Origin of the sequence: Variovorax sp. 278MFTsu5.1 (assembly GCF_048305045.1) — a bacterium.
GTDB lineage: Bacteria > Pseudomonadota > Gammaproteobacteria > Burkholderiales > Burkholderiaceae_C > Variovorax > Variovorax guangxiensis.
In genome coordinates this window covers 5,194,674-5,215,125 of sequence record NZ_CP157622.1, presented here as the reverse complement: position 1 = coordinate 5,215,125, position 20,452 = coordinate 5,194,674, and the positions used below count along the sequence as shown (strand labels likewise).

Annotated in this window: 22 protein-coding genes; 11 read left to right on the top strand and 11 right to left on the bottom strand. The window is 67.0% G+C overall.

Translation table 11 applies throughout. From position 1 onward, the window contains the following. Positions 1–81: 81 nt before the first annotated feature. Complete coding sequence (locus ABL844_RS24105; RefSeq protein WP_418129245.1) at positions 82–1,383, bottom strand: D-amino acid dehydrogenase; 1,302 nt, start codon at positions 1,381–1,383, stop codon at positions 82–84. 128 nt (positions 1,384–1,511) lie between these two features. Here ABL844_RS24105 and ABL844_RS24100 point away from each other — a divergent pair, with 128 nt between their 5' ends. The 3 genes from ABL844_RS24100 to ABL844_RS24090 are packed head-to-tail and all read left to right on the top strand — an operon-like array spanning position 1,512 to position 2,927. Then, complete coding sequence (locus ABL844_RS24100; RefSeq protein ID WP_126023436.1) at positions 1,512–1,979, top strand: winged helix-turn-helix transcriptional regulator; 468 nt, start codon at positions 1,512–1,514, stop codon at positions 1,977–1,979. 22 nt (positions 1,980–2,001) lie between these two features. After that, complete coding sequence (locus tag ABL844_RS24095) at positions 2,002–2,529, top strand: N-acetyltransferase family protein (RefSeq protein WP_418129244.1); 528 nt, start codon at positions 2,002–2,004, stop codon at positions 2,527–2,529. Continuing rightward, complete coding sequence (locus ABL844_RS24090) at positions 2,526–2,927, top strand: OsmC family protein (RefSeq protein ID WP_184641173.1); 402 nt, start codon at positions 2,526–2,528, stop codon at positions 2,925–2,927. The genes ABL844_RS24095 and ABL844_RS24090 overlap by 4 nt, the downstream gene beginning before the upstream one ends. Before the next feature lie 15 nt (positions 2,928–2,942). Here the strand turns inward: ABL844_RS24090 and ABL844_RS24085 are convergent, their stop codons facing one another. Both ABL844_RS24085 and ABL844_RS24080 read right to left on the bottom strand, forming a co-directional pair. Then, on the bottom strand, positions 2,943–4,133 hold the full coding sequence (locus tag ABL844_RS24085) for a serine hydrolase domain-containing protein (RefSeq protein ID WP_418129243.1): 1,191 nt from the start codon (positions 4,131–4,133) through the stop codon (positions 2,943–2,945). Then, a complete protein-coding gene (locus ABL844_RS24080; protein WP_184641175.1) occupies positions 4,130–4,483 on the bottom strand; it encodes a winged helix-turn-helix transcriptional regulator in 354 nt (117 codons plus the stop codon). The genes ABL844_RS24085 and ABL844_RS24080 overlap by 4 nt, the downstream gene beginning before the upstream one ends. Before the next feature lie 125 nt (positions 4,484–4,608). On the opposite strand from ABL844_RS24080, the gene ABL844_RS24075 reads away from it, so the two are divergent. Beyond that, complete coding sequence (locus ABL844_RS24075; protein WP_418129242.1) at positions 4,609–5,511, top strand: NAD(P)-dependent oxidoreductase; 903 nt, start codon at positions 4,609–4,611, stop codon at positions 5,509–5,511. Position 5,512: 1 nt separating this feature from the next. On the opposite strand, the gene ABL844_RS24070 is transcribed toward ABL844_RS24075, so the two are convergent. After that, positions 5,513–6,586, bottom strand: a complete 1,074-nt coding sequence (locus tag ABL844_RS24070) for an alpha/beta fold hydrolase (protein WP_418129240.1) — start codon at positions 6,584–6,586, stop codon at positions 5,513–5,515. A 231-nt stretch (positions 6,587–6,817) separates the two neighbouring features. Here ABL844_RS24070 and ABL844_RS24065 point away from each other — a divergent pair, with 231 nt between their 5' ends. The 3 genes from ABL844_RS24065 (at position 6,818) to lpxO (ending at position 9,933) form a co-directional block, all read left to right on the top strand. Then, the gene (locus ABL844_RS24065) at positions 6,818–7,501 is read left to right on the top strand and encodes a response regulator (RefSeq protein WP_093197474.1); all 684 of its coding nucleotides are present in this window, start codon (positions 6,818–6,820) and stop codon (positions 7,499–7,501) included. Continuing rightward, positions 7,498–8,925 (top strand): sensor histidine kinase, encoded by a 1,428-nt coding sequence (locus ABL844_RS24060; RefSeq protein ID WP_126023441.1) that lies wholly within the window; start codon positions 7,498–7,500, stop codon positions 8,923–8,925. The genes ABL844_RS24065 and ABL844_RS24060 overlap by 4 nt, the downstream gene beginning before the upstream one ends. Before the next feature lie 111 nt (positions 8,926–9,036). Further along, entirely contained in the window at positions 9,037–9,933 is an 897-nt protein-coding gene (gene lpxO / locus ABL844_RS24055) for a lipid A hydroxylase LpxO (protein ID WP_126023442.1), read from the top strand. A 4-nt stretch (positions 9,934–9,937) separates the two neighbouring features. Here the strand turns inward: lpxO and ABL844_RS24050 are convergent, their stop codons facing one another. Then, entirely contained in the window at positions 9,938–10,636 is a 699-nt protein-coding gene (locus tag ABL844_RS24050) for a phosphatase PAP2 family protein (RefSeq protein WP_418129238.1), read from the bottom strand. Between the two features lie 126 nt (positions 10,637–10,762). On the opposite strand from ABL844_RS24050, the gene ABL844_RS24045 reads away from it, so the two are divergent. Genes ABL844_RS24045 through ABL844_RS24035 form a run of 3 tightly spaced genes read left to right on the top strand, consistent with a single transcriptional unit; the run spans position 10,763 to position 13,041 of the window. Beyond that, complete coding sequence (locus ABL844_RS24045) at positions 10,763–11,446, top strand: response regulator (protein WP_418129237.1); 684 nt, start codon at positions 10,763–10,765, stop codon at positions 11,444–11,446. 7 nt (positions 11,447–11,453) lie between these two features. Further along, on the top strand, positions 11,454–12,806 hold the full coding sequence (locus tag ABL844_RS24040) for a sensor histidine kinase (RefSeq protein ID WP_418129236.1): 1,353 nt from the start codon (positions 11,454–11,456) through the stop codon (positions 12,804–12,806). Positions 12,807–12,819: 13 nt separating this feature from the next. Next, a complete protein-coding gene (locus tag ABL844_RS24035; protein WP_184641181.1) occupies positions 12,820–13,041 on the top strand; it encodes an oxidoreductase-like domain-containing protein in 222 nt (73 codons plus the stop codon). A gap of 7 nt (positions 13,042–13,048) precedes the next feature. On the opposite strand, the gene ABL844_RS24030 is transcribed toward ABL844_RS24035, so the two are convergent. The 3 genes from ABL844_RS24030 to ABL844_RS24020 are packed head-to-tail and all read right to left on the bottom strand — an operon-like array spanning position 13,049 to position 16,850. Next, positions 13,049–14,446, bottom strand: coding sequence for a class II fumarate hydratase (locus ABL844_RS24030; protein WP_418129235.1), 1,398 nt, complete (start codon positions 14,444–14,446; stop codon positions 13,049–13,051). Between the two features lie 5 nt (positions 14,447–14,451). Further along, positions 14,452–15,441, bottom strand: coding sequence for a tripartite tricarboxylate transporter substrate binding protein BugD (locus ABL844_RS24025; RefSeq protein ID WP_418129234.1), 990 nt, complete (start codon positions 15,439–15,441; stop codon positions 14,452–14,454). Between the two features lie 26 nt (positions 15,442–15,467). Next, on the bottom strand, positions 15,468–16,850 hold the full coding sequence (locus ABL844_RS24020) for a class-II fumarase/aspartase family protein (protein WP_418129232.1): 1,383 nt from the start codon (positions 16,848–16,850) through the stop codon (positions 15,468–15,470). Positions 16,851–16,968: 118 nt separating this feature from the next. Here ABL844_RS24020 and ABL844_RS24015 point away from each other — a divergent pair, with 118 nt between their 5' ends. Beyond that, entirely contained in the window at positions 16,969–17,712 is a 744-nt protein-coding gene (locus ABL844_RS24015; protein WP_418129231.1) for a GntR family transcriptional regulator, read from the top strand. A gap of 25 nt (positions 17,713–17,737) precedes the next feature. On the opposite strand, the gene ABL844_RS24010 is transcribed toward ABL844_RS24015, so the two are convergent. Genes ABL844_RS24010 through ABL844_RS24000 form a run of 3 tightly spaced genes read right to left on the bottom strand, consistent with a single transcriptional unit; the run spans position 17,738 to position 20,407 of the window. Then, positions 17,738–18,508, bottom strand: coding sequence for an ABC transporter permease (locus ABL844_RS24010; protein ID WP_126023460.1), 771 nt, complete (start codon positions 18,506–18,508; stop codon positions 17,738–17,740). A 13-nt stretch (positions 18,509–18,521) separates the two neighbouring features. Continuing rightward, the gene (locus tag ABL844_RS24005) at positions 18,522–19,376 is read right to left on the bottom strand and encodes an ABC transporter ATP-binding protein (RefSeq protein ID WP_126023461.1); all 855 of its coding nucleotides are present in this window, start codon (positions 19,374–19,376) and stop codon (positions 18,522–18,524) included. Then, complete coding sequence (locus ABL844_RS24000) at positions 19,376–20,407, bottom strand: ABC transporter substrate-binding protein (RefSeq protein WP_418129229.1); 1,032 nt, start codon at positions 20,405–20,407, stop codon at positions 19,376–19,378. Before ABL844_RS24000 ends, ABL844_RS24005 begins: the two co-directional genes overlap by 1 nt. Positions 20,408–20,452: the final 45 nt, after the last annotated feature.

Genomic DNA, 20,452 nt, shown 5'->3' with positions numbered 1-20,452 from the left:
GAAGGGATCAAAAGAATTAGTGCTTTTCCTTCTGCGATTTCTGCGTGGTTTTCGCGACTTCTGCGTTCTGGCCCCGCCTCCTCAGGCAGTGACTGAAGCAGGGCGCGGTTGCTGGACGCGCGACGAGCCCGATTCGTAGCGGTCCATCGCCAGGCCATCGGTGCGGATCTCGGGGCGCTGGCCCATCACCATGTCGGAGATGAGCTTGCCCGAGCCGCAGGCCATCGTCCAGCCCAGGGTGCCGTGGCCGGTGTTGAGGAACAGGTTCGCGTAGCGCGTGCCGCCGACGATGGGCGTGCTGTCGGGCGTCATCGGGCGCAGGCCGGTCCAGAAGGTGGCGTTCGGCACGTCGCCGCCGGGGAACAGGTCGGTAACGACCTTTTCGAGCGTGGCGCGGCGGGCCGGGTTCAGGCGCAGGTCGAAGCCGCCGAGCTCGGCCATGCCGCCCACGCGGATGCGGTTGTCGAAGCGCGTGACGGCCACCTTGTAGGTCTCGTCGAGCACCGTCGACTGTGGCGCGAGCGATTCGTCGAGCAGCGGCACCGTGAGCGAGTAGCCCTTGACCGGGTACACCGGAATGTCCAGGCCCAGCGAGGCGATGGCGGCGCGCGAGTAGCTGCCGAAGGCCATCACGTAGCGGTCGGCCGTGAGGATCTTGCCGGCGGTGGTGCGCACGCCGGTGATGCGGCCGCCGTCGGTCTCGAGCGCGGCGATGGTCTGGCCGAAGCGGAAGTCCACGCCCAGGCCGCGTGCGATCTCGGCAAGGCCGCGGGTGAAGAGGTGGCAGTCGCCGGTTTCGTCGTTGGGCAGCCGCAGGCCGCCGGTGAGCCGGTCGCGCGCACCGGCCAGCGCGGGCTCGACACGGGCGAGCGCGTCGCGGTCGAGCAGTTCATAGGGAACGCCGCATTCCTCGAGCACCGCGATGTCGCGCTGCACCGCGTCGAGCTGGGCCTGCGTGCGGAAGAGTTGCAGTGTGCCGCCGGTGCGCTGCTCGTACTGCAGGCCGGTGTCGGCGCGCAGCTGCTGCAGGCAGCCGCGGCTGTATTCGGCCACGCGCATCATGCGCTCCTTGTTCACCGCGTAGGCCTCGGGCGAGCAGTTGCGCAGCATGGCGGCCATCCAGCGCAGCTGGAACAGCGTGCCGTCGGGGCGGATCGACAGCGGCGCGTGCTTCTTGAACATCCACTTGATCGCCTTCAGCGGAATGCCCGGCGCGGCCCACGGCGTGGAGTAGCCGGGAGACACCTGGCCGGCGTTGCCGAAGCTGGTTTCCTCGGCGGGGCCGGCCTGCCGGTCGAGCAGGGTGACTTCGGCGCCCGAGCGGGCGAGGTAGTAGGCCGTGGTGGTGCCGATCACGCCGCCGCCGAGAACGATGACTTTCATGGTGTATTCGCCGATTCAAATGGAATGAATGGAATCTAAAATCCTCAAGGCAGTGGATTTCACTGATTTATTCGATTCGGCAGTGGAATACACTGCCGCAAATCTTCCAAGGCCGCCCCCGGAGTGAAATGCCCGAACTCGACCGCATAGACCGCAAGATCCTCGACGTCCTGCAGCGCCAGGGGCGCATGTCGATGACCGAACTGGCCGAGCGCATCGGCCTGTCGGCCTCGCCCTGCGCCGAGCGCGTGAAGCGCATGGAGCGCGACGGCGTCATCACCGGCTATCACGCCCACGTGTCGCCCGAGGCGCTGGGCCGCACGCTGCTTGTGTTCGTGGAAATCAAGCTCTCGGCCAAGTCGGGCGACGTGTTCGACAAGGTCCGCAAGGAGCTGCTGCACATGCCCGAGGTGCTCGAATGCCACCTGGTGTCGGGCAGCTTCGACTACCTCGTGAAGGCGCGGCTGAGCGGCATGAGCGAATACCGGCACCTGCTGGGCGACATCCTCAAGAAGCTGCCGGTGGCTGCAGAGTCGCACAGCTACGTGGTGATGGAGGAAATCAAGGAAACGCTGATGCTGGCCGTGGACCGCTGATAACCGCTGAATCGCCGAACCAATGAGCACGAACAACGACGTACCGGACGTCACCATCCGGCCATGGCGCCTCGACGACTTCGACGCGGTGAAGGCCATCCTCGACGACACCTTCGCCGGTACCTGGCTGCCGCAGCTCACACCCGAGGCCGCGAAGGCCTACCGCGACAGCGGCGCGCCCCTGGGCTACCTCGACGAGAAGGGCCCCGAATTCTTCGTGGCCGAAATCGACGGCGAGGTGGTCGGCATGGTGCACTGGGAGCACGATTTCGTGCATGCCCTGCACGTGCCGGCCGCACACCAGCGCAAGGGCATCGCCCGGGCCCTGATGGCCTTCGCCGAGGACGGCATGCGCACCGAAGGCGTGGCGCTGGCGCGCCTGGAGACCGACACCTTCAACACGCAGAGCCAGGGCTTCTATATCGCGCTCGGCTACCGCGAAGCCGACCGTTACCCCGATCTCGAATGGCACAGCGGTTTCACGACCATCCTGTACGTGAAGACGCTTTCTCCCCTTACCCCAACACACTCCCCAAGGACACACCCATGAGCATCTCGATCCGCCGCGACGGCATCACCGGCACGCGCCACATCCTGAAGATCCGCAACCACGAGATCCCAGTCGATGCTTCTCCTACAGGCGGCGGCAGCGACGCCGGCCCGGAGCCGCACGACCTGTACGACGCATCGCTTGCGGCCTGCAAGGCGCTCACCGTGCTGATCTACGCGCGCCGCAAGGGCATTCCGGTGGAAGACATCGAAGTGGTGGTCGATCGCGACGACAGCGAGGAGCGCAAGGGCGTCTACCGCCTCAAGTCGGGTCTGCGCCTGAGCGGCAACCTGAGCGAGGCGCAGCGCGACGAGCTGCTGCGCGTGGCCGGCAAGTGCCCGGTGCACAAGCTCATGACCGAGGTGAAGACCGAGATCGAGACCGGCTGGGCTGACTGAACCCGCTCCTTCCGGTCACTGCAGCGCGCGATAGGTGCGCACCGCGCGCAGCAACGCCCACAGGCCGGCCTCCGCCGGCACCTTCTTCTCGTTGAACGCGACGGCGATGTACACGTCGTCGGCCGGCACATAGGCCACGATGCTCGTGAAGCCTTCGATGCCGCCGCTGTGGCCGAGCATCAGGCCGGGGCCGTCGGGCACGTCGTAGAACTGCACGCCCATGCCGTAAAACGAGTTGCTGCCCGCGTAGGGCCCGATCATCGCGGGCATGCCGGTGAACATGCGATGCACCGACTGGCCGGGCAGCACCTTGCCCGCGAGCAGGGCGTGCCAGAACACCGCGAGGTCGCCGGCCGTCGATGCCAGCGCGCCGGCGGCGTAGGGCGTGGCGTACTGGTCGGGTGCATCGACCGGCCGACCTGCCGCGTGACCGGTGGCGACAGGCAGTTCGACGCCTGGCTTGCGCATGACCGTGTGGCTCAGTGCCAGCGGCCTGATGAGACGCCTGGACAGCACGTCCGCGAACGGCGCACCGTCCACCTTCTCGACGATCACGCCCAGCATCGCATAGCCGGTGTTGGTGTAGCTCCATTTCGCGCCGGGACAAAACTGCGGCTTCTGTGAGGTACCGAGCGCGATGACTTCGGCCGGCGTGCGGTAGGCCGTGCCCAGCGAGGGCAGCGCGTTGAAGCTCACGAGGCCGCTGGTGTGACGCAGCAGCTGCTCGACGGTGGTGAGCTTGGCGTTCGGCGCGTCGGGAAACCATTTGTCGATGGTGTCGTCGAGCTTCAGCTTTCCTTCTTCGACCAACTGAAGCACGACAGCGGCCGTCAGCGTCTTGGCGGTGCTCGCGACCTGGAAGGGCTGGTCGGGCACCACGGGCTGCGGCGGCTCCTTGCGAGCGAGCCCGCGCGTGGCGGACCAGGTGCCTTCACCGGGAATCGCGACAGCAACGCTGGCGGCGGGCACGTGCTGCAGCATCTTGTCGAGCGCGTCGCCGAGCGCCTTCCGAAGCGGGGCGGGCAGTTCGCCGTCGATGGAGCGCTTGAAGTCCTTCTGCCAGACCGCCTCGGGCGCGGAGCGCATCGGTGGGCCGGCCCAGGAGGGCGAGGGTGTGCACGCCGTCTGCGCCATGCCCGGCGAAGCATGCAGGGCGGCGCACAGCAAGAGCAGCGCGGCCGCGGTCTTCGCCCGTGTCGTCGTCACTTCGCGGCCTCGGCCCGCGTGCGCGCGGCTTCCACGCGCCTGGCATAGCGGTCGCCCCAGTCGGCCAGCGGCGCGAGCGCGGCATTGAGCGTGGCGCCAAGCTTCGTTTCCGAGTACTCCACGCGCGGCGGCACTTCGTGAAATACCTCGCGGTGGACGATGCCGTCGGTTTCCATCTCGCGCAGCTGCTGGATCAGCATCTTCTCGCTGATGTCCGGCAGCGCCCGCTTCAGCTCGCCGAAGCGCAGGGGCTGCACATGCAGCTCCCACAGGATCACCGCCTTCCACTTGCCGCCGATGACGTCGAAGGCCGGGCCGATGCCGCAGTTGTAGGGTTTCCTGGATTTCATCTTCATCCCCATCAGTAGGTAATACATACATTTTGGTAAGTACCTCACTTAATTGTAGGTACTTGACCATATCGGAGCTCAATTTCTACGATGCGTCCATCTTCACAGCCATCAAGCGAATCGTCATGAGCAGCAAGAGCAGCGGCATCAAGGAAGTCAGCGTCCTAGGCCTGGGCGCCATGGGCGCAGCCATCGCGCAGATCTACCTGGACCAGGGCTACAAGGTCACGGTGTGGAACCGAAGCGCCGACAAGGCCGGCGCGCTGGTCGCCAAGGGCGCGGTGCTGGCGCGCAGCGCGAGCGAGGCCGTGCGCGCTGCGCGTGTGGTCGTGATGTGCGTCTACGACTACCGCGCCGCCGAGGCCATCCTCGCGATGGGCGGCGTGGCCGCCGCCATGGACGGCCGCCTGCTTGTGCAGCTGACCACCGGCAGCCCGCAGGACGCGCGAGATGCCCATGCATGGGCGCACAAGCACGGCGCCGCGTACGTCGAAGGCGCCATCCAGGCCGCGCCCGACCAGATGGGCCGGCCCGACACGCCGTTGCTGGTATCGGGCGCGCGCCCCGCGTACGACGATGCGCGGCCATGGCTGGAGGCGCTGGCCGGCGGCATCGTCTACCTCGGCGAGGCCGCGAGCGCGGCGGCCGCCATGGACCTCGCCACGCTTTCCACCATCTACGGCACGATGCTCGGCTTCATCCATGGCGCGCGCATTGCCGAGCACGAAGGCTTCGACGTGGCCGAGTACGGCCGCATCGTCGCGGGCATCATGCCGACCTTCGCCGGCTTTCTTCAGCACGAAGGCTCCGTCATCCAGTCGGGCGACTTCGCGATCTCGCAAAGCCCGATGCGCATCTCGGTCGAGGCGACGCAACGCATACTGCAGACGGCGCAGGACTCGGGCATCAATACCGAGTTCCCGGCCTTTGCGGCAGGCATCTTCCGGCGGGCGGACGAGGCCGGCCTCGGCGGCGAGGAGCTCGCGGCGCTGATCAAGCTGCTGCGCGCGAAGGGCGTGTCGGCATAGCTCAGGCCCATGTCATGAACTGGATCGCGCGCAGCACTTCGGCTTCGCGCTCCATGATGAAGTCGCCATGGTTGGCGTGGTCCAGGGTCAGGCGATTCGGCGTGTCGAGCGCCGCCACTAGCTGGTTCGAATTCGTGATGGACGCGCGGCGAAAGATGCGCAGGTAGTCGGCAGCGTCTTTCTGCGTCTTCGCATCCAGCGGCAATTCCAGCCATGGAAACATGTCGCGGTTGTCGGAGGGCAGGGCAGTCACGACAAGCGACGGCGCACGTACGGCCTTGTAGTCGGGCGAATAGGAACGGGAAGCAGCGTGCATGGCGGTCTCCACTTCATCAGGGGTGTTGAGGCTCACGCTGCCGTCGCCATGGATGTCGACCGCATCGCGCAGGTTCGCCTCCAGCGGAGGCCACCAGTTCTTCGAGTTGCGCCGGAAGAAGGCGATGGCAGCCTGCAGCGAGCGGCCGTCTTTCAGTGTCGGCTTGGGCTCGTCGAGCAGCGGGTTCTCTGGAATCTTCTCTCCGCCGCTGTCGCCTTCGACGGTGTAGTCGAAGGTGGTGTCGAGATAGATCAGACCCTGCGTCCGGTTGGGGTAAAGGCCCGCAAAGCGGGTGAGTTCGTTGCCCGCGATCGAGTGGCCTCCCAGCACCACGCGTTGCACGCCCAGCGCATCCAGCACTGCCTTCAGGTCGGCAACCAGCGCATCCACCTCGTAGAACTGCGTGGCGGTCTTCACCGGCATCGGCTTGTCCGAAAGACCGTAGCCGCGCCGGCTGATCGCGATCACGCGCGACCTGGCGGCCAGCGCGAGGGCGAGACTGTCGAAGTAGCGCGCATTGCCGCCGAGCCCAGCCAGCAGCACGATGACAGGTCCGGTGCTGCTGCCGGGCGGCTGCCAGTCGCGCACCTGCAGAGAGACTTCGGGTGTGGCCGACACCTTCACCCGGCGGTCGATGACCGTGGGCTTGCCGCCACCACCCGTGCCGACGCCGCCAACCCCGACGCCGCCATGACCATGCCCGCCGCCACCGCAGGCCGCCAGACTCGCAAGGCCGGTCAGGCCGATGGCATGGAGCATGTCCCGGCGCCGTGGGCGGTAGCGGTCCGATCGGGCAGTACGTGCCGGCAGGGAGGGCATTCGATTCACTTGGGTGTTCCGTTTCCGTGTGCAGGGAATGGCTCCAGTGTCCCGACCGCACCTGAAGGTCTGCTTCGGCATTCATGAAGATTTCCTGAAGTACCGCTTTGGCGCTTGGCAGATACTTCCGCCACATTCCGGAAACGGAGTGTTCAGTTCACGTGGAGGCTCATGAATCTCTTGCTTGTTGAGGACGACCTTGACCTCGGCAATGGCGTGCGCATAGCGCTGGCCAATCAAGGCATGGATGTGGTGTGGGTCCGCAGGCTCGACGACGCCCTGCGCACGCTCGATGGCGGTACCTTCGACATGGTGCTGCTCGATCTCGGCCTGCCCGATGGCGACGGGCTCGACCTGCTGTTCCGCCTGCGCCGCGACCGCCAGATATTGCCGGTGCTGGTGCTCAGCGCGCGCGACGCGCTCAACGACCGGCTGCGCAGCCTGGACGACGGTGCCGACGACTACCTGGTCAAGCCCTTCGCGCTGGCCGAGCTGCTGTCGCGCGTTCGTGCGCTCGCGCGCCGCAGCTACGGCTTCAACGACGAGACCATCCGCATGCGCGGCCTGGCGCTGCACGAGCCCACGCGCGGCGTGATCGTCGATGGGGAGCCGGTCGAGCTCTCGCGCTGCGAGTTCGACCTGCTGGCGCTCTTGCTCAAGCGCACCGGCCGCGTGGTCACGCGCCGCGTGATGGAAGAGCAGGTGCTGCCCGGTGGCCAGGCCAACGGCAGCAATTCGCTCGAGGTGCACATCTCCAACCTGCGCAAGAAGATCGGCCAGGGCTACATCCGCACGGTGCGTGGCATCGGCTACGTGATCGACGTGCAATCGCTGGCGCGGAGCACGCAGAAATGATTCAGGCGCTGGCGCAGCGCTGGAAGAACTGGAAACAACCTTCCCTGATGCGGCGCCTGCTGCTTGCGCAGATGGGCGTGGTCGCCCTGCTGTGGACCATGGCCATCGCGCTTCTGCTGTACGACTCCTACGAAGACCCCGAGCTGCTGAAGTTCGAGAAGATCTTCCAGACGGTGATTTCCATCGCGAAGAACACCGCCGACCGGCCCGACAAGCAGCAGGAGACGCTCGCCGCCTTCGACGCCGCGCTGCTCGAAACCATCGGCGACGGCGACGCGGCCTCCGACACCTCGCCAGTCATGCAGGTGTGGCAGGGCGACAGGCTGGTCTACCGCTCGACGGCGGCCGTGCCCGTCATCCTCAACACCGCGCCGAACCTCATCGAGACCGTGAAGGCGGGCAACCGCGAATGGCGCGCGCGCACGATCGCCTCGCCCGACTCCGACATCCGCGTGATGCTGGCGGAGCCCAGCGTCTGGCGGCTCACCGTCACCGTGATGTATCGCGGCTACTACCTGCTGCCGCTGGTCATCAGCCTGCCTTTCCTGGTGTTTCCCGCGTGGCTTTCGGTGCGCCTCGCGCTGCGGCCCTGGCGCCGCGTGAGCCAGGAGACCGCCGAGCGCGGGCCGGCCGACCTCACGCCGCTGTCGTACACCCCACCGCACAAGGAACTGCAGCCGCTGGTGCAGAGCATCAACAGCCTGCTGCAGCGGGTGCGCGACAGCACATCGCGCGAGCGCAGCCTGATCGCAGACGCCGCGCACGAGCTGCGGACGCCGCTGGCCGCGATGCGCGTGAACGTGGAGGCACTGAAGGAGCAGAGCACCGACGAGCACCAGCGCGAGCTCATGGGCAACCTGCTGCGCAGCAACGACCGCGCGGCGCGCCTGGTGGGGCAGCTGCTGCAGCTGATGCGCAGCGACGCGGTCTCGGACAACACCCTGCCCGTGATGCTGTCGCTCGACGCGCTGGTGCAGGACCGGCTGGCCATGATCGAGAGCCTGGCCAGCTCGCGCAACATCGAGCTCGAGCTGGTCTGCGAAGACCGCGTGCCGGTGCTCGGCGAGCGCGAAAGCCTGGTTTCGATGATCGACAACCTCATCAACAACGCCATCAAGTACAGCCCGCCCGACGGTACGGTGGTCGTGCATGTGTCGCGCGATGGCGAGCAGGCCCTGCTGACGGTGGCGGACCAGGGCCCCGGCGTGCCGGCCGCGCTGCGCGAGCGGGTGTTCGACCGTTTCTTCCGCAACCCCGACCAGAGCCAGAGCGGCAGCGGGCTGGGGCTGGCCATCGTCAAGTCGGTGGTCGACCGGCACGGCGGCGAGGTGGCGCTGGGCGAAACCGCGAGCGGCGGCCTGCTGGCTACCGTGCGCCTGCCGCTGGCTACCGCCGATGCGCCGCAACCCATGCTGTGCAGCTGAAACCTTCCCCGGTGCATGACCGAAAGGGGCCGAAGGGCATAAAGGGCGTGGTCAGCCCCGAATTGGGGCGAGGAATTACACTACCCGGCGCTGTTTACAGGACACTTTCCCATGAAGTGGGTCATTCTTGCCATCTTCGCGCTCAGCGCGCTCTACGTTCATTTCCGCGGCCAGGTACGGCATCGTTTCTTCAGGCAGCTCTCTGATCACTCGACCTTCCTGGCGCCGCTGAACGTCTTCATGTACCTTTTCTCGAAGGTGCCGGGTACGCCCTACCTGTCGCCTGCCGAGTTCCCCGAGATGCGCGTGCTCGAGGAAAACTGGGAAGTGATCCGCGAGGAAGCGCTGGCCATGCGCAACGGCGGCAGCATCAAGGCGTCGAGCCAGTTCAACGACGTGGGCTTCAACTCCTTCTTCAAGAGCGGCTGGAAGCGCTTCTACCTGAAGTGGTACGACGATGCGCACCCCTCGGCCGCCGTGCTGTGCCCGCGCACCACCGAGCTGCTGAAGGGCATCGGCACCATCAAGGCCGCCATGTTCGCCGAGCTGCCGCCGGGCAGCCGCCTCGTGCGCCACCGCGATCCCTTCGCCGGTTCGCTGCGCTACCACCTGGGCCTGTGGACGCCGGGCGTCGAGGGCTGCTACATCGACGTGGACGGCCAGCGCTACCACTGGCGCGACGGCGAGGCGGTGGTGTTCGACGAGACCTACATCCACTACGCCGAGAACACGACCGACCACGACCGCGTGATCCTGTTCTGCGACATCGAGCGCCCGCTGAAGTACCGCTGGGCCAGCGCGGTGAACCGCTGGTTCGCGAAGAACCTCCTGGCCGCGGCCGCATCGCCCAACGATGCCGGCGACAAGACCGGCGGCATCAACCGCGCGTTCAAGTACATCTACCAGATCCGCGTGGTCGGCAAGCGCCTGAAGGCCTGGGACAAGCGCGTGTACTACCTCGTGAAGTGGGCCATCTTCGGCGGCCTGGCGCTCTGGATCTTCTGGTAATGGCTCAGGCCTCGTTCCATGCCAGCCGGGCGCGCGCGGTGCCTGCCCGGCTCACGACGGCCGCCAGCAGCGTGCCGCCGAGCACGTCGAGCAGCACATGCTGGCGCGTCGCCAGTGTCGAATAGACGATTCCCAGGGCCCACAGCACATTGAGCACGCGCACCCAGGCCGGCGCGCGCACCTCGCGAAGCTGACGCTGCAGCAGTACCGCGGTGAACACGGCGAAGGCCACGTGCAACGACGGGAAGGCATTGCCGCCCGCGTCGGCGTTCTTGAGGAACATCAGCGACGGGTATTGAGCCCAGTCGACCGCGAATGCCGGCACCGTCGTCGGAAAGAACCAGAAGACCACCAGGCCCATGCCCGCCATCAGTGCGGCATCGCGCGCACAGGCGCGCAACTCGGCCCAGTCCTTGGCGAAGGCGGACGGCAGCGAGATGTAGAACCACAGCGAGCCGTACAGGAGCATCGCCTCGTCGCTCACGTCCACCCAGTGGTCGAGCGCGGTGAGCGGCATCACGGTGGGCGGCGTCGGCGGGTTGTGCATCACCCAGAAGTAGAGGACGAAGAAGCCCGTGATGCCCGCCGTGGTGCCGATCATCTTCGCCACCCAGTGCGTGGCGATGCGACGGCCCACTGCCCCGTACCAGGGTGTCGGACACGAGGAGGGGAAGGGTGAGGAGGGCGCGGCGCGACGGGTCATCGGCGTTGCAGCTTATGCAACTGCATTGCGTGAACATTGCGCCGGTTGCAGAAAAGGCCTCTCCTAGAATGGCCGGCCCTGGCCTCTGCCAGGCCTTTCACTGGTCTCCCTTTTCTACGTACTCCCATGCGAATCCTGCTCGTCGAAGACGAAGTCGATCTGGCTCAAGCCCTGGCCTCGGCGCTGCGGCAGAACCAGGCGGTGGTCGACGTGGCGGGCTCGCTGCGCGAAGCCGAAGACGCGGCGCTGTCGGCGCAGCACGACGTGATCGTGCTCGACCGTGGCCTGCCCGACGGTGACGGCCTCTCGCTGGTGGCGTTCCTGCGCCAGAACGGCATTCCCGCCGCCGTGCTGGTACTCACAGCCATGACCGACGTGGCGGAACGCGTGCTGAGCCTCGACGGCGGCGCGGACGACTATCTCGCCAAGCCCTTCTCCATGGACGAGCTCATGGCGCGCGTGCGTGCACTGGCGCGGCGCCCCGCGGTGCGTGCGAACCTCGTCATGACGCTGGGGCAGCTGCGCTTCGACCATCACACGCGGCAGGCCCATGTCGGCGAAGAGTGCCTCACCCTGCCGCGCCGTGAGCTGCTGGTGCTGGAAGCGCTGCTGGAGCATCGTGGACGCACCGTGCTGCGCGAGGCCATGCAGGACCGCGTGTACGGCCATGCGGACGACATCCAGTCGAACGCGCTCGACACGCACGTGTCTCGCCTGCGCTCCAAGCTCGACAAGGCCGGTGCGCAGGTCGAGATCCATGCCATCCGCGGCGTGGGCTACCTGATCTGCGCGGCCCGCCCGGCGGCATGACGGTCGCATGAGACAAGGCCTGCTCTCGCTGCGCTGGCAGCTGATCTGGAGCCTGATCCTGCTGCAGGTGGTGGTCGGCACGCTGGTGATGGGTGGCTTTCTCGGCCTGGCCTGGGTGCTGGGCCGCGTGGTCGACGAGACCGGGCAGGAGACCATCACGGCCATCCAGCGCGCGCTGGTGCGCGGCCCCGACGGAAAACTGGCGATCGAGCCCACGCCGGAGGTTCAGCGCCTGCGGGAGGCCGATCCTCCTTTCTGGTTCATCGCGCGTGACAGCCATGGCGCGGAGCTGCGCAACGGCGACGTGCCGCCCAGCTACGCCAGGCTCTTCGATTCGCTCGACGGCATGGAGCGCATGGCCATCAACCCCGAGAGCGACAACACCCGGCCCAAGGCCCGTTTCGATCGCGTGGAAACGCGCGCGGGCCTGGTGGCTGTGATGACGCAGACGGGCAGCCCGCTGACCGTGAAGAACACGCTCAAGGGCACCGCCATCGCCTTCCTTTTCCTGGTGGCGCCGATGGCGCTGGTGACCTGCCTCGGCGTGATCCTGGCCACGCCCTTCGTCGTGAAGCGCGGCCTCAAGGGCGTGGTGGCCACGGCCGAGCATGCCGAGAGCATCGACGTGCACGAACGCACCACGCGGCTGCCGCTGGCCAACGTGGCCAGCGAGATCCGCCCGCTGGTCAACGCCGTGAACCGCGCCTTCGACCGGCTCAACGAAGGCTACGACAGGCAGGAGCGCTTCCTGGCCGACGCCGCGCACGAGCTGCGCACGCCCATCACCACGCTGCAGATCCATCTCGAAGGCCTGCAGGACGGCCCGCTCAAGGTGAAGCTTTTGCAGGCCTCGGCGCGGCTCGCCACGCTTGCCGAGCAGCTGCTCGACCTGCAGCGGCTGGACCACGTGGCGGTGCAAGACCGCCAGCAGGTCGACCTGAAGGCGCTGTGCGAACGCGTGGCGGGCGACATCGCGCCGCTGGCCATCATGAACCGCTGCACGCTGTCGGTGGAAGCGCCCAGGCCCTTGTGGGTGCGCGGCGACGCGCCCTCGCTGGAGCGCGCGCTGAGCAACCTGATCCAGAACGCCATCGAGCACGGCGGGCAGGGCTGCGACATCCAGGTGCGGCTGTGGGAGCCGTCGGGCTTCGAGGTGCTCGACTCCGGCCCCGGCATTCCCGAGGCCGATCGCGAGCGCGTGGTGGCGCCGTTCCACAGGCTGGTGCCGCGCGGGCGTGGCGCGGGGCTGGGCCTGCATCTGGTGGCCGAGGTCGCGCGCCTGCACGGCGGGCAGCTCACGATCGGATCGAGCGAATCGGGTGGAGCGAAGATGCGGCTCGAACTGGACCTGCTGGCCTGAAGATTCCTGCATCATGAACCCCATCGACCAGCTTCCCGAACCCACCAACCTCGCCGGCGCACAGGCGCTGATCGTGCGCGTGCAGGCGCTGCTCGACGCCCAAGGCATCATGCTGCGCCCACCGCCGCCCGAGCCCACCACCTGCTGCGGCCGCGGCTGCAACGGCTGCGTGTGGGAGGGGTGGCTGGCTGCGGTGAACTATTGGCGGGACGAGGCTTCGCTGTTGCTGGCCTGAGGCGCAGTCAGCTTCCGCCCTTCGCCATGCGGATCGGGTCGACCAGCCGGTCGTAGGCCTCGGCATCCAGGTAGCCGAGCGCCATGGCAGCCTCCCGCGGCGGGATGCGCCGCTCCACCGCAGTGCGCGTGATGCGTGCCACCTTGTCGTAGCCGAGCACCGGGTTGAGCGCGGTCACGGACAGCAGCGCGTTGCCCAGGTTCGATTCGAGCCGCTCGCGATCGACGTCGAGCCCTGCCACCAGCTTGTTGGCGAAGACGAGCGAGCTGTCCGACAGTATGCGAATCGACTGCAGTACGTTGTGGATCAGCACCGGCTTGGCCACGTTGAGTTCGAAGCTGCCCGATGCGCCGGCCATCGTCACCGTCACGTGGTTTCCGGCGACCTGCATGGCTGCCTGGGCCACCACTTCCGCGATGGTCGGGTTGCGCTTGCCGGGCATGATCGAGGAAGTCAGCCCGTCGTCCGGTATCACCAGCTCGCCGATGCCGCAGCGCGGGCCCGACCCCATCCAGCGGATGTCGTTGGCGATCTTCATCAGCGACGTGGCGATCACGTTCAATGCGCCCGACAGTTCCACCAGCGCGTCGTGGCCCGACATGCCCTCGAACTTGCACGGATGGGGCGCGAACGGCAGGCCGGTGAGCCTGCCGATTTCCTCGCAGAAAAACGTGTCGAAGTTCTCCGGCGCATTGAGCCCCGTTCCCGCCGCCGTGCCACCCTGGGCGAGCAGCAGCAGCCGTGGCAAGGCATCCTGCAGCCGCGAAATTCCGCTGGACACCTGCCATGCGAATGCCTCGAATGCCTGGCCCATCGTCATCGGCACGGCGTCCATCAGGTGCGTGCGGGCTACCTTCGCGACACCGGCAAACGCACGAGCCCGGTCCTCCAGGGCCTCCTTCAGGATGATGAGGGCGGGAATCAACCGCTTCGTCAGCTCTGTCGCGGCGGCGATGTGCATCACCGTCGGAAAGCTGTCGTTCGATGACTGCGATGCGTTCACATGGTCGTTCGGGTGCACCGGCGACTTCGTGCCCAGCGGCTGGCCGAGCAGTTCGTTGGCCCGGTTCGCGATCACCTCGTTGGCATTCATGTTCGTCTGCGTGCCCGAGCCGGTCTGCCAGATAGTGAGCGGGAAGTGCTCGTCGAACAGGCCGCGAGACACTTCCCCGGCCGCGGCGGCGATGGTCCCGGCCAGCGCCGCTTCGAGTGCGCCGCAGCGCGCGTTGGCTCTCGCGGCCGCGATCTTCTGCAGCCCGAACGCGTGCAGCAGGCAAGCCGGGAAGCGCTCCGTTCCCACTTCGAACACGCCGGCCGCGCGCTGCGTCTGAGCGCCCCAATATCTGCCCGCGGGAATCTCGACCGGACCGAACGCGTCGTGCTCGATGCGGGTGGCGGCTGTCATGCGGGTCAGTCCAGGGCGATGTTGGCCTTGGCCGCTAGCGCCCTCCAGCGCGCCACTTCTGCCTCGGTGTGCTTGCCGAGTGCAGCGCCGGTGTACTGCTCGGCCGGCAGCATCTGGATCGCCTGCTCGGCGAGGCGGTCGGTGAAGGTCTTGTCGCTCATCACCTTCAGGTACGCCTGCTGCACCTTGTCGAGCACCGCCTGCGGCGTTCCCTTGGGCGAGTAGATGCCGTACCAGGTCGATGCCTCGAAGCCGGGCAGCACCGTCTCGCCCAGCGTCGGCACGTCCTTCAGCTGCGGCAGCCGCACCTTCGAGGTCACGGCCAGCGCGCGCACCTTCGCTTCCTTGATCTGCGGCAGGGCGGTGTTGGTCTGGTCGAAGATGCCGTCGACCTGTCCGCCGATTACGTCGATCAGCGCCGGACCGGCCCCCTTGTACGGAACCTGCGAGATCCTGATGCCGGCCGAGGCGGCAAACAGCGCCGCGATCAGGTGCGAGCTGGAGCCCACGCCGGCATTGCTGATGAAGAGCTTGTCGGGATTGGCCTTGCCGAAGTCGACCAGCGCCTTGATGTCCTTCGCCGGGTGCTCCTTGCGCACCATGAGCACCAGCGGCGTGTCCGGAAAGCGGAAGACCGGAGCGAAGTCCTTGACCGGGTCGTAGGCGAGCTTCTTGTACAGCGCCGGCGCGGCGCCCATGTAGCCCATGTGTCCGACCAGCATGGTGTAGCCGTCGGGCACCGCGCGCGATGCCTTCGCGGCGCCCACGGTGCCGCCGGCACCGGGTGCGTTATCGATCACGATGGGCTGGCCCAGTTCGCGTGCCACCCTTTCAGCGATGGCTCGCGCGAGTGCGTCGGTGGGGCCTCCCGCCGCGAAGGGAACGATCCAGGTCACGGGTCGTGACGGGTAGGTCTGCGCGCTCACGCCGTGCGCCGCGGCTGCGAAGCTCATGGCCAGCAGCGCGCGGGCGGCCAGCTTCCTGATGTCGATCATCTGTCTTGTCTCCTCGGGTTGGTGGTTCAGGCCGCCACTTCGGCGGAAAGTGCGAGTGCGCGGTCCACCATCTGCGGCGCGAGGCCCAGGTAGTTCGCCGGATCGGTCAGGCGGTCGATGGCCGCGCGGTCGAAGTGCTTCGTGACCTCGGGCAGCGCCGCCAGCGCCTCGGCCAACGTGCCGCCCTTCTCGTTGACGGTGCGGCAGGCGTCGTAGACCACGTCGTGCGCCTGCTGGCGGCCGATGTGGGGCGCCATGCCCATCATCACGGCCTCGGCCACGATCAGGCCCCGGCTGATGCCCAGGTTGTGCTTCATGCGCGCTTCGTCCACGACCAGCCCGCCGAGCGCGAACTTCGCCTGGTGCAGGGCGCCCGACGTGAGGATGAAGCTCTCGGGGATGGCGATCCACTCGGCATGCCATGGGCCGGTGGCGCGCTCGAAGTCCTGCACCATCGCATCGACCATCAGCCCGGCGTGCTGCCGAACGGCCTTGGAGGCGGCCAGCATCAGCTCGCTGGAGATCGGGTTGCGCTTCTGCGGCATCGTGCTCGACGCGCCACGGCCCTTGACGAAGGGCTCGTAGACCTCGGCGAACTCCGTGGAGGCCATGATCATGATGTCGAGCGCGATCTTGCCGAGCGAGCCCGTGACAAGTGCGAGCAGATTCACTGCCTCCGCGAAACCGTCGCGTGCCACGTGCCAGGTGGTGGCGGGCACGCCCAGCCCCAGTCCCTCGGCCAGGGCTTTCTGCACTTCGAAGCCCTTGTCGCCGAGCGAAGCCAGCGTGCCTGCGGCGCCGGCGAACTCGACCACCGCCACGCGCGGACGCAGCTCGGCGATACGCTTCTGGTGCCGGTCGAACATGGCGAGCCAGATCGCAGCCTTGTAGCCGAAGGTCACGGGCAGCGCCTGCTGAAGGTGCGTGCGGCCGGCCATCGGTGTGTCGCGGTGCTTCTTCGCGAGCGAAGCGAGGATGCCGCGCAGCTCGCGGATGTCCTCGCCGATGCTGTCGAGCGCGTCGCGCACCTGCAGGGCGACGGCGGTGTCCATGATGTCCTGCGTGGTCGCGCCCCAGTGCACGTAGCGGCCGGCCTCACCGCACATCCCGACCAACTGGTGCACCAGCGGCAGGATGGGATAGCCGACTATGTCGGTCTCTTCGCGCATGTGGTCGAAGTCGATGCGCTCGATCCTCGATTCGCGCGCGATCGTCTCCGCCGCCTCGGACGGGATCACGCCCACGCGCGCCTGTGCCTTGGCAAGAGCAACCTCGGTATCGATGTAGCGCTGGACCAGTGCGCTGTCGCAGAAGAGCTGCCGCATCTTCTGCGTGCCGAACGCGTCGCGGAAAAGGATGGAATCGACGATGGTGCTGGCCATCGGGAGGGAGAGGCGGGTGTTGTTCATGGATGGCCTGTCGAGAGTAGGATTTGTATGTCCGGACATATCGAATTAAATATGTTCGGACATATTTGGAAAATCAGGGTTTACCCTTGATGCCATGAATGCGATCCTCGGGGGCAACATGTCTTCCCCATCCAAGCCTCATCACAGCGACATCTCGCGCCACCTGACCGAAGCCATCACCAGCGGCCATTTCGCCGTCGGCTCGGTGCTCCCGACGGAACTGGAGCTCTGCGAGCACTACAAGACCAGCCGGCACACCGTGAGGGCGGCGTTGGCCGAGCTCCAGCGCGTGGGGCTGGTGTCGCGCCGCAAGAACGCCGGAACCCGTGTGGAGGCGACGAAGCCGCGCGACACCTTCCGTCCTTCTCTCGCGTCGGTGGACGATCTGGTGCAGTTCGGCACCGAGCACCTGCGGCAGGTGCAATCGATAGAGGAGGTGGCGGTTTCCGCTTCGGTGGCGAAGGACCTGGGCTGCGCGCCCGGTGCGCGCTGGCTGCGGATCTCCAGCCTGCGGCTCGACAGCAGCGGAAAAGTCGGCCCCATCGGGTGGACCGATGTGTACGTGGACCCGGCGTACTCGGAAGTCGGGGCGCTCGTGCGCGAGTCGCCCGACACCCTGGTCAGTTCATTGATCGCCGAGCGCTACGGCCGGCAGATCGCCGAGATCCACCAGGACGTGCGAGCCGACACCGTCAAGGACGCGGTATTGGCGAAGGCGCTGCAGGTGGAGCAGGGTGCGGCGGTGCTGAAGATCGTACGCCGCTACCTCGATGCGGAGGGGCTGGCCTTCGAGGTTTCGGTGTCGGTCCATCCGGCGGACCGGTTCTCGGTGTCGATGCGGCTGCAGCGTTCGGGGGCGTAGCTGCCGGCCGCATCGGCTTCGGGATCTACTGGTTCTGCGACCCCCGATGCGCCCACCCCGTCGTGTGCTTCTCGACCACGCTGAAGAGTTCGTACATCAGCATCGCCATCGCCCCCACCACCATCAGCCCGGCGAAGGCCAGACCCATCTGCATGGCCGAGCCTGCAGAGATCAGCAGGTAGCCGATGCCTTCGTTGGCAGCCGTCATCTCGCTGACGGTGGTGCCCACGAACGCCAGCGTGATCGCGACCTTGAGCGAGCCGAAGAAGTAGGGCATGGAGCGCGGCAGGCCGATCTTCATGAGCACGTCCCAGCGCCTGGCGCCGAGCACGCGCAGCACGTCTTCGAGCTCGGGCTCGAGCGTGGCGAGGCCGGTCGCGATGTTGACCATGATCGGGAAGAAGCTGATCAGGAATGCCGTGAGGATCGCCGGCCCGATGCCGATGCCGAACCACACCACCAAAATCGGCACGAAGGCCGCCTTGGGCAGCGCGTTGAAGGCCGTCATGAGCGGGTAGATCGCCGCGTACGCGATGCGCGAACTGCCGATGACGAAGCCCAGCAGCACGCCCACCACGATTGCGAGGCCGAAGCCTGCCATCGTGACCCAGAAGGTGCGCCAGGCGTGGCCCGCGATGACTTCCTTGAATTCCCAGAACTGGTTCCAGATGCGCCACGGGCTCGGGAAGATGAAGTCCGAAACCTCGAAGGCCGAGCAGATCACCTGCCACAGCAGGATCACCGCCACGAGCAGCAGCCAGGGCGACCAGCGTTCGATTTGCTTGGTGTTTCTCATGAGATCGTGCGCCTCAGTGGGAAACAGCCGCGGCGGACTGTGCTGCGCTCGCGCCGGTGTTGCGGATGGCGCCGATGTGGCCGCGCAGCTCCAGCACGATGTCGGTGAACTCCTTGGTGTAGGTGAGCTCAAGCTCGCGCGGGCGCGGCAGGTCGATCTCGCGCTTCACCACGAAGCGGCCAGGGCTCTTGCTCATCACGTATACCGTGTCGGCGAGGAACACCGATTCGCGCAGGTCGTGCGTGACCAGGATCACGTTGAACTGCTGCTCGGTCCAGAGGTCGCGCAGGATGCACCACAGCTCCTCGCGCGTGAACGCGTCGAGCGCGCCGAAGGGCTCGTCGAGCAGCAGCATCTTGGGCTCGTGGATGAGCGCGCGGCAGATGCTCGCGCGCTGCTGCATGCCGCCCGAGAGCTGCCACGGGAACTTGTCTTCATAGCCGCCCAGGCCCACCTTCTGCAGCAGGCGGCGGGCGCGCTCCTCGTACTCCTTGCGCTTCGCCTTGAAGCTGGAGCGGTAGGGCTCGACGATCTCCAGCGGCAGCAGCACGTTGTCGACCGTGGTGCGCCACGGCAGCAGCGAGGGCGCCTGGAAGGCCATGCCCGAGATCTTCAGCGGCCCGGTCACCGGCTGGCCGTCGATGCGGATCTTGCCCATCGACGGCATCTTCAGCCCGGTGGTGAGCTTCATGAAGGTCGACTTGCCGCAGCCCGAGGGCCCGACGATGGCGATGAACTCGCCGCGCTTCACCTTCAGGTCGATGGCCTCGACCGCGAAGTGGTTGGCGCGCAGCAGCTCCTCGTTGTAGGCGAGCCAGACGTCCTGGAAGTCGACGAAGGGGGCCGCGTCCTGTGATGCGGCTGCCATCACTTCTTCAGGATGTTCAGTTCGGCCGCGGGAGGCAGCAGTGCTGCGGTCCACACCGCGTCGGGGCTCACGCGCGTCTTGGTGTTGAAGGCGTCCGAAACCTGCGAGGCCATCAGCGACATGCGGCCCGCGTTGACCGCGCCGAAGCCCTCGGCGCGCGCATCGGCGCTGTTGATGACGGTGTCGATGGCCAGCTGCAGGCGGCGCGTCTCGAGCTTGCTGTCGATGATGCCGTCGCGCGCCTTCACCGACTCGATGGCCACGGCCGGATTGGCGATCACTTCCTTCGCGCCCTTGGCGAAGGCCGAGAGGAATTTCTTCACCGCCGCCGGGTTCTCCTTGATGAGCTTGGGCGAGGCGATGATGACGTTGCCGTACAGCTTCACGCCGTAGTCGGGGTAGGGAAGGATCACCACGTCGGCGGTCTTGGCGCCGCGCGCTTCCAGGTTGAGCAGCGAGGTGAAGGTGAAGCCGGTGATGGCGTCGATGTCGCCGCGCATCAGCATGGTCTCGCGCAGCGTCGGGTCCATGGCGGTCCAGTTGACGGCGCCGATGTTGTTGGCCTTGGCGAAGATCGGGAAGGCACGGCGGCCCGCGTCGAACACCGGTGCGCCGAGCTTCTTGCCCGTGAGGTCGGAGGGCTTGGTGATGCCGCTCTTCTTGAGCGTCATGACCGAGGCCGGCGTGTTGTTGTAGACCATCATCACCGCGACCGGCTTGTTGGGGCTGTCGGGATTGTTGGCGTGGAACTCCATCAGCGCCGCAAGGTCGGCGAAGCCCATGTCGTAGGCGCCCGAGGCCACGCGCGTGACCGTGCCGCCGGAGCCGTTGCCCGCGTCGATGGTCACGTCGAGGCCCGCGGCCTTGAAGTAGCCCTTGGCGGCCGGGTGGAGGAACAGCGCCGCCGGTCCCTCGAAGCGCCAGTCGAGCTGGAACTTGATCGGCGTCGGGCTCTGCGCAAAGGCCGGTGCGAGGCCGAAGCTGATGGCCGAGGCGGCGAGGAAGGACTGGAGCAGTTGGCGCTTGTTCATGCGGAGATCGATCCGTTGGATGAAAGGGGATTGAATGCTTCTGCA

Excerpts from the sequence above, each read along its gene's own strand:
- ABL844_RS24105 (WP_418129245.1), bottom strand. The coding sequence starts at position 1,383 with ATGAAAGTCATCGTTCTCGGCGGCGGCGTGATCGGCACCACCACGGCC.
- ABL844_RS24100 (WP_126023436.1), top strand. The coding sequence starts at position 1,512 with ATGCCCGAACTCGACCGCATAGACCGCAAGATCCTCGACGTCCTGCAG.
- ABL844_RS24095 (WP_418129244.1), top strand. The coding sequence starts at position 2,002 with ATGAGCACGAACAACGACGTACCGGACGTCACCATCCGGCCATGGCGC.
- ABL844_RS24090 (WP_184641173.1), top strand. The coding sequence starts at position 2,526 with ATGAGCATCTCGATCCGCCGCGACGGCATCACCGGCACGCGCCACATC.
- ABL844_RS24080 (WP_184641175.1), bottom strand. The coding sequence starts at position 4,483 with ATGAAATCCAGGAAACCCTACAACTGCGGCATCGGCCCGGCCTTCGAC.
- ABL844_RS24075 (WP_418129242.1), top strand. The coding sequence starts at position 4,609 with ATGAGCAGCAAGAGCAGCGGCATCAAGGAAGTCAGCGTCCTAGGCCTG.
- ABL844_RS24070 (WP_418129240.1), bottom strand. The coding sequence starts at position 6,586 with ATGCTCCATGCCATCGGCCTGACCGGCCTTGCGAGTCTGGCGGCCTGC.
- ABL844_RS24065 (WP_093197474.1), top strand. The coding sequence starts at position 6,818 with ATGAATCTCTTGCTTGTTGAGGACGACCTTGACCTCGGCAATGGCGTG.
- ABL844_RS24060 (WP_126023441.1), top strand. The coding sequence starts at position 7,498 with ATGATTCAGGCGCTGGCGCAGCGCTGGAAGAACTGGAAACAACCTTCC.
- lpxO (WP_126023442.1), top strand. The coding sequence starts at position 9,037 with ATGAAGTGGGTCATTCTTGCCATCTTCGCGCTCAGCGCGCTCTACGTT.
- ABL844_RS24050 (WP_418129238.1), bottom strand. The coding sequence starts at position 10,636 with ATGACCCGTCGCGCCGCGCCCTCCTCACCCTTCCCCTCCTCGTGTCCG.
- ABL844_RS24045 (WP_418129237.1), top strand. The coding sequence starts at position 10,763 with ATGCGAATCCTGCTCGTCGAAGACGAAGTCGATCTGGCTCAAGCCCTG.
- ABL844_RS24040 (WP_418129236.1), top strand. The coding sequence starts at position 11,454 with ATGAGACAAGGCCTGCTCTCGCTGCGCTGGCAGCTGATCTGGAGCCTG.
- ABL844_RS24035 (WP_184641181.1), top strand. The coding sequence starts at position 12,820 with ATGAACCCCATCGACCAGCTTCCCGAACCCACCAACCTCGCCGGCGCA.
- ABL844_RS24030 (WP_418129235.1), bottom strand. The coding sequence starts at position 14,446 with ATGACAGCCGCCACCCGCATCGAGCACGACGCGTTCGGTCCGGTCGAG.
- ABL844_RS24025 (WP_418129234.1), bottom strand. The coding sequence starts at position 15,441 with ATGATCGACATCAGGAAGCTGGCCGCCCGCGCGCTGCTGGCCATGAGC.
- ABL844_RS24020 (WP_418129232.1), bottom strand. The coding sequence starts at position 16,850 with ATGAACAACACCCGCCTCTCCCTCCCGATGGCCAGCACCATCGTCGAT.
- ABL844_RS24015 (WP_418129231.1), top strand. The coding sequence starts at position 16,969 with ATGTCTTCCCCATCCAAGCCTCATCACAGCGACATCTCGCGCCACCTG.
- ABL844_RS24010 (WP_126023460.1), bottom strand. The coding sequence starts at position 18,508 with ATGAGAAACACCAAGCAAATCGAACGCTGGTCGCCCTGGCTGCTGCTC.
- ABL844_RS24005 (WP_126023461.1), bottom strand. The coding sequence starts at position 19,376 with ATGGCAGCCGCATCACAGGACGCGGCCCCCTTCGTCGACTTCCAGGAC.
- ABL844_RS24000 (WP_418129229.1), bottom strand. The coding sequence starts at position 20,407 with ATGAACAAGCGCCAACTGCTCCAGTCCTTCCTCGCCGCCTCGGCCATC.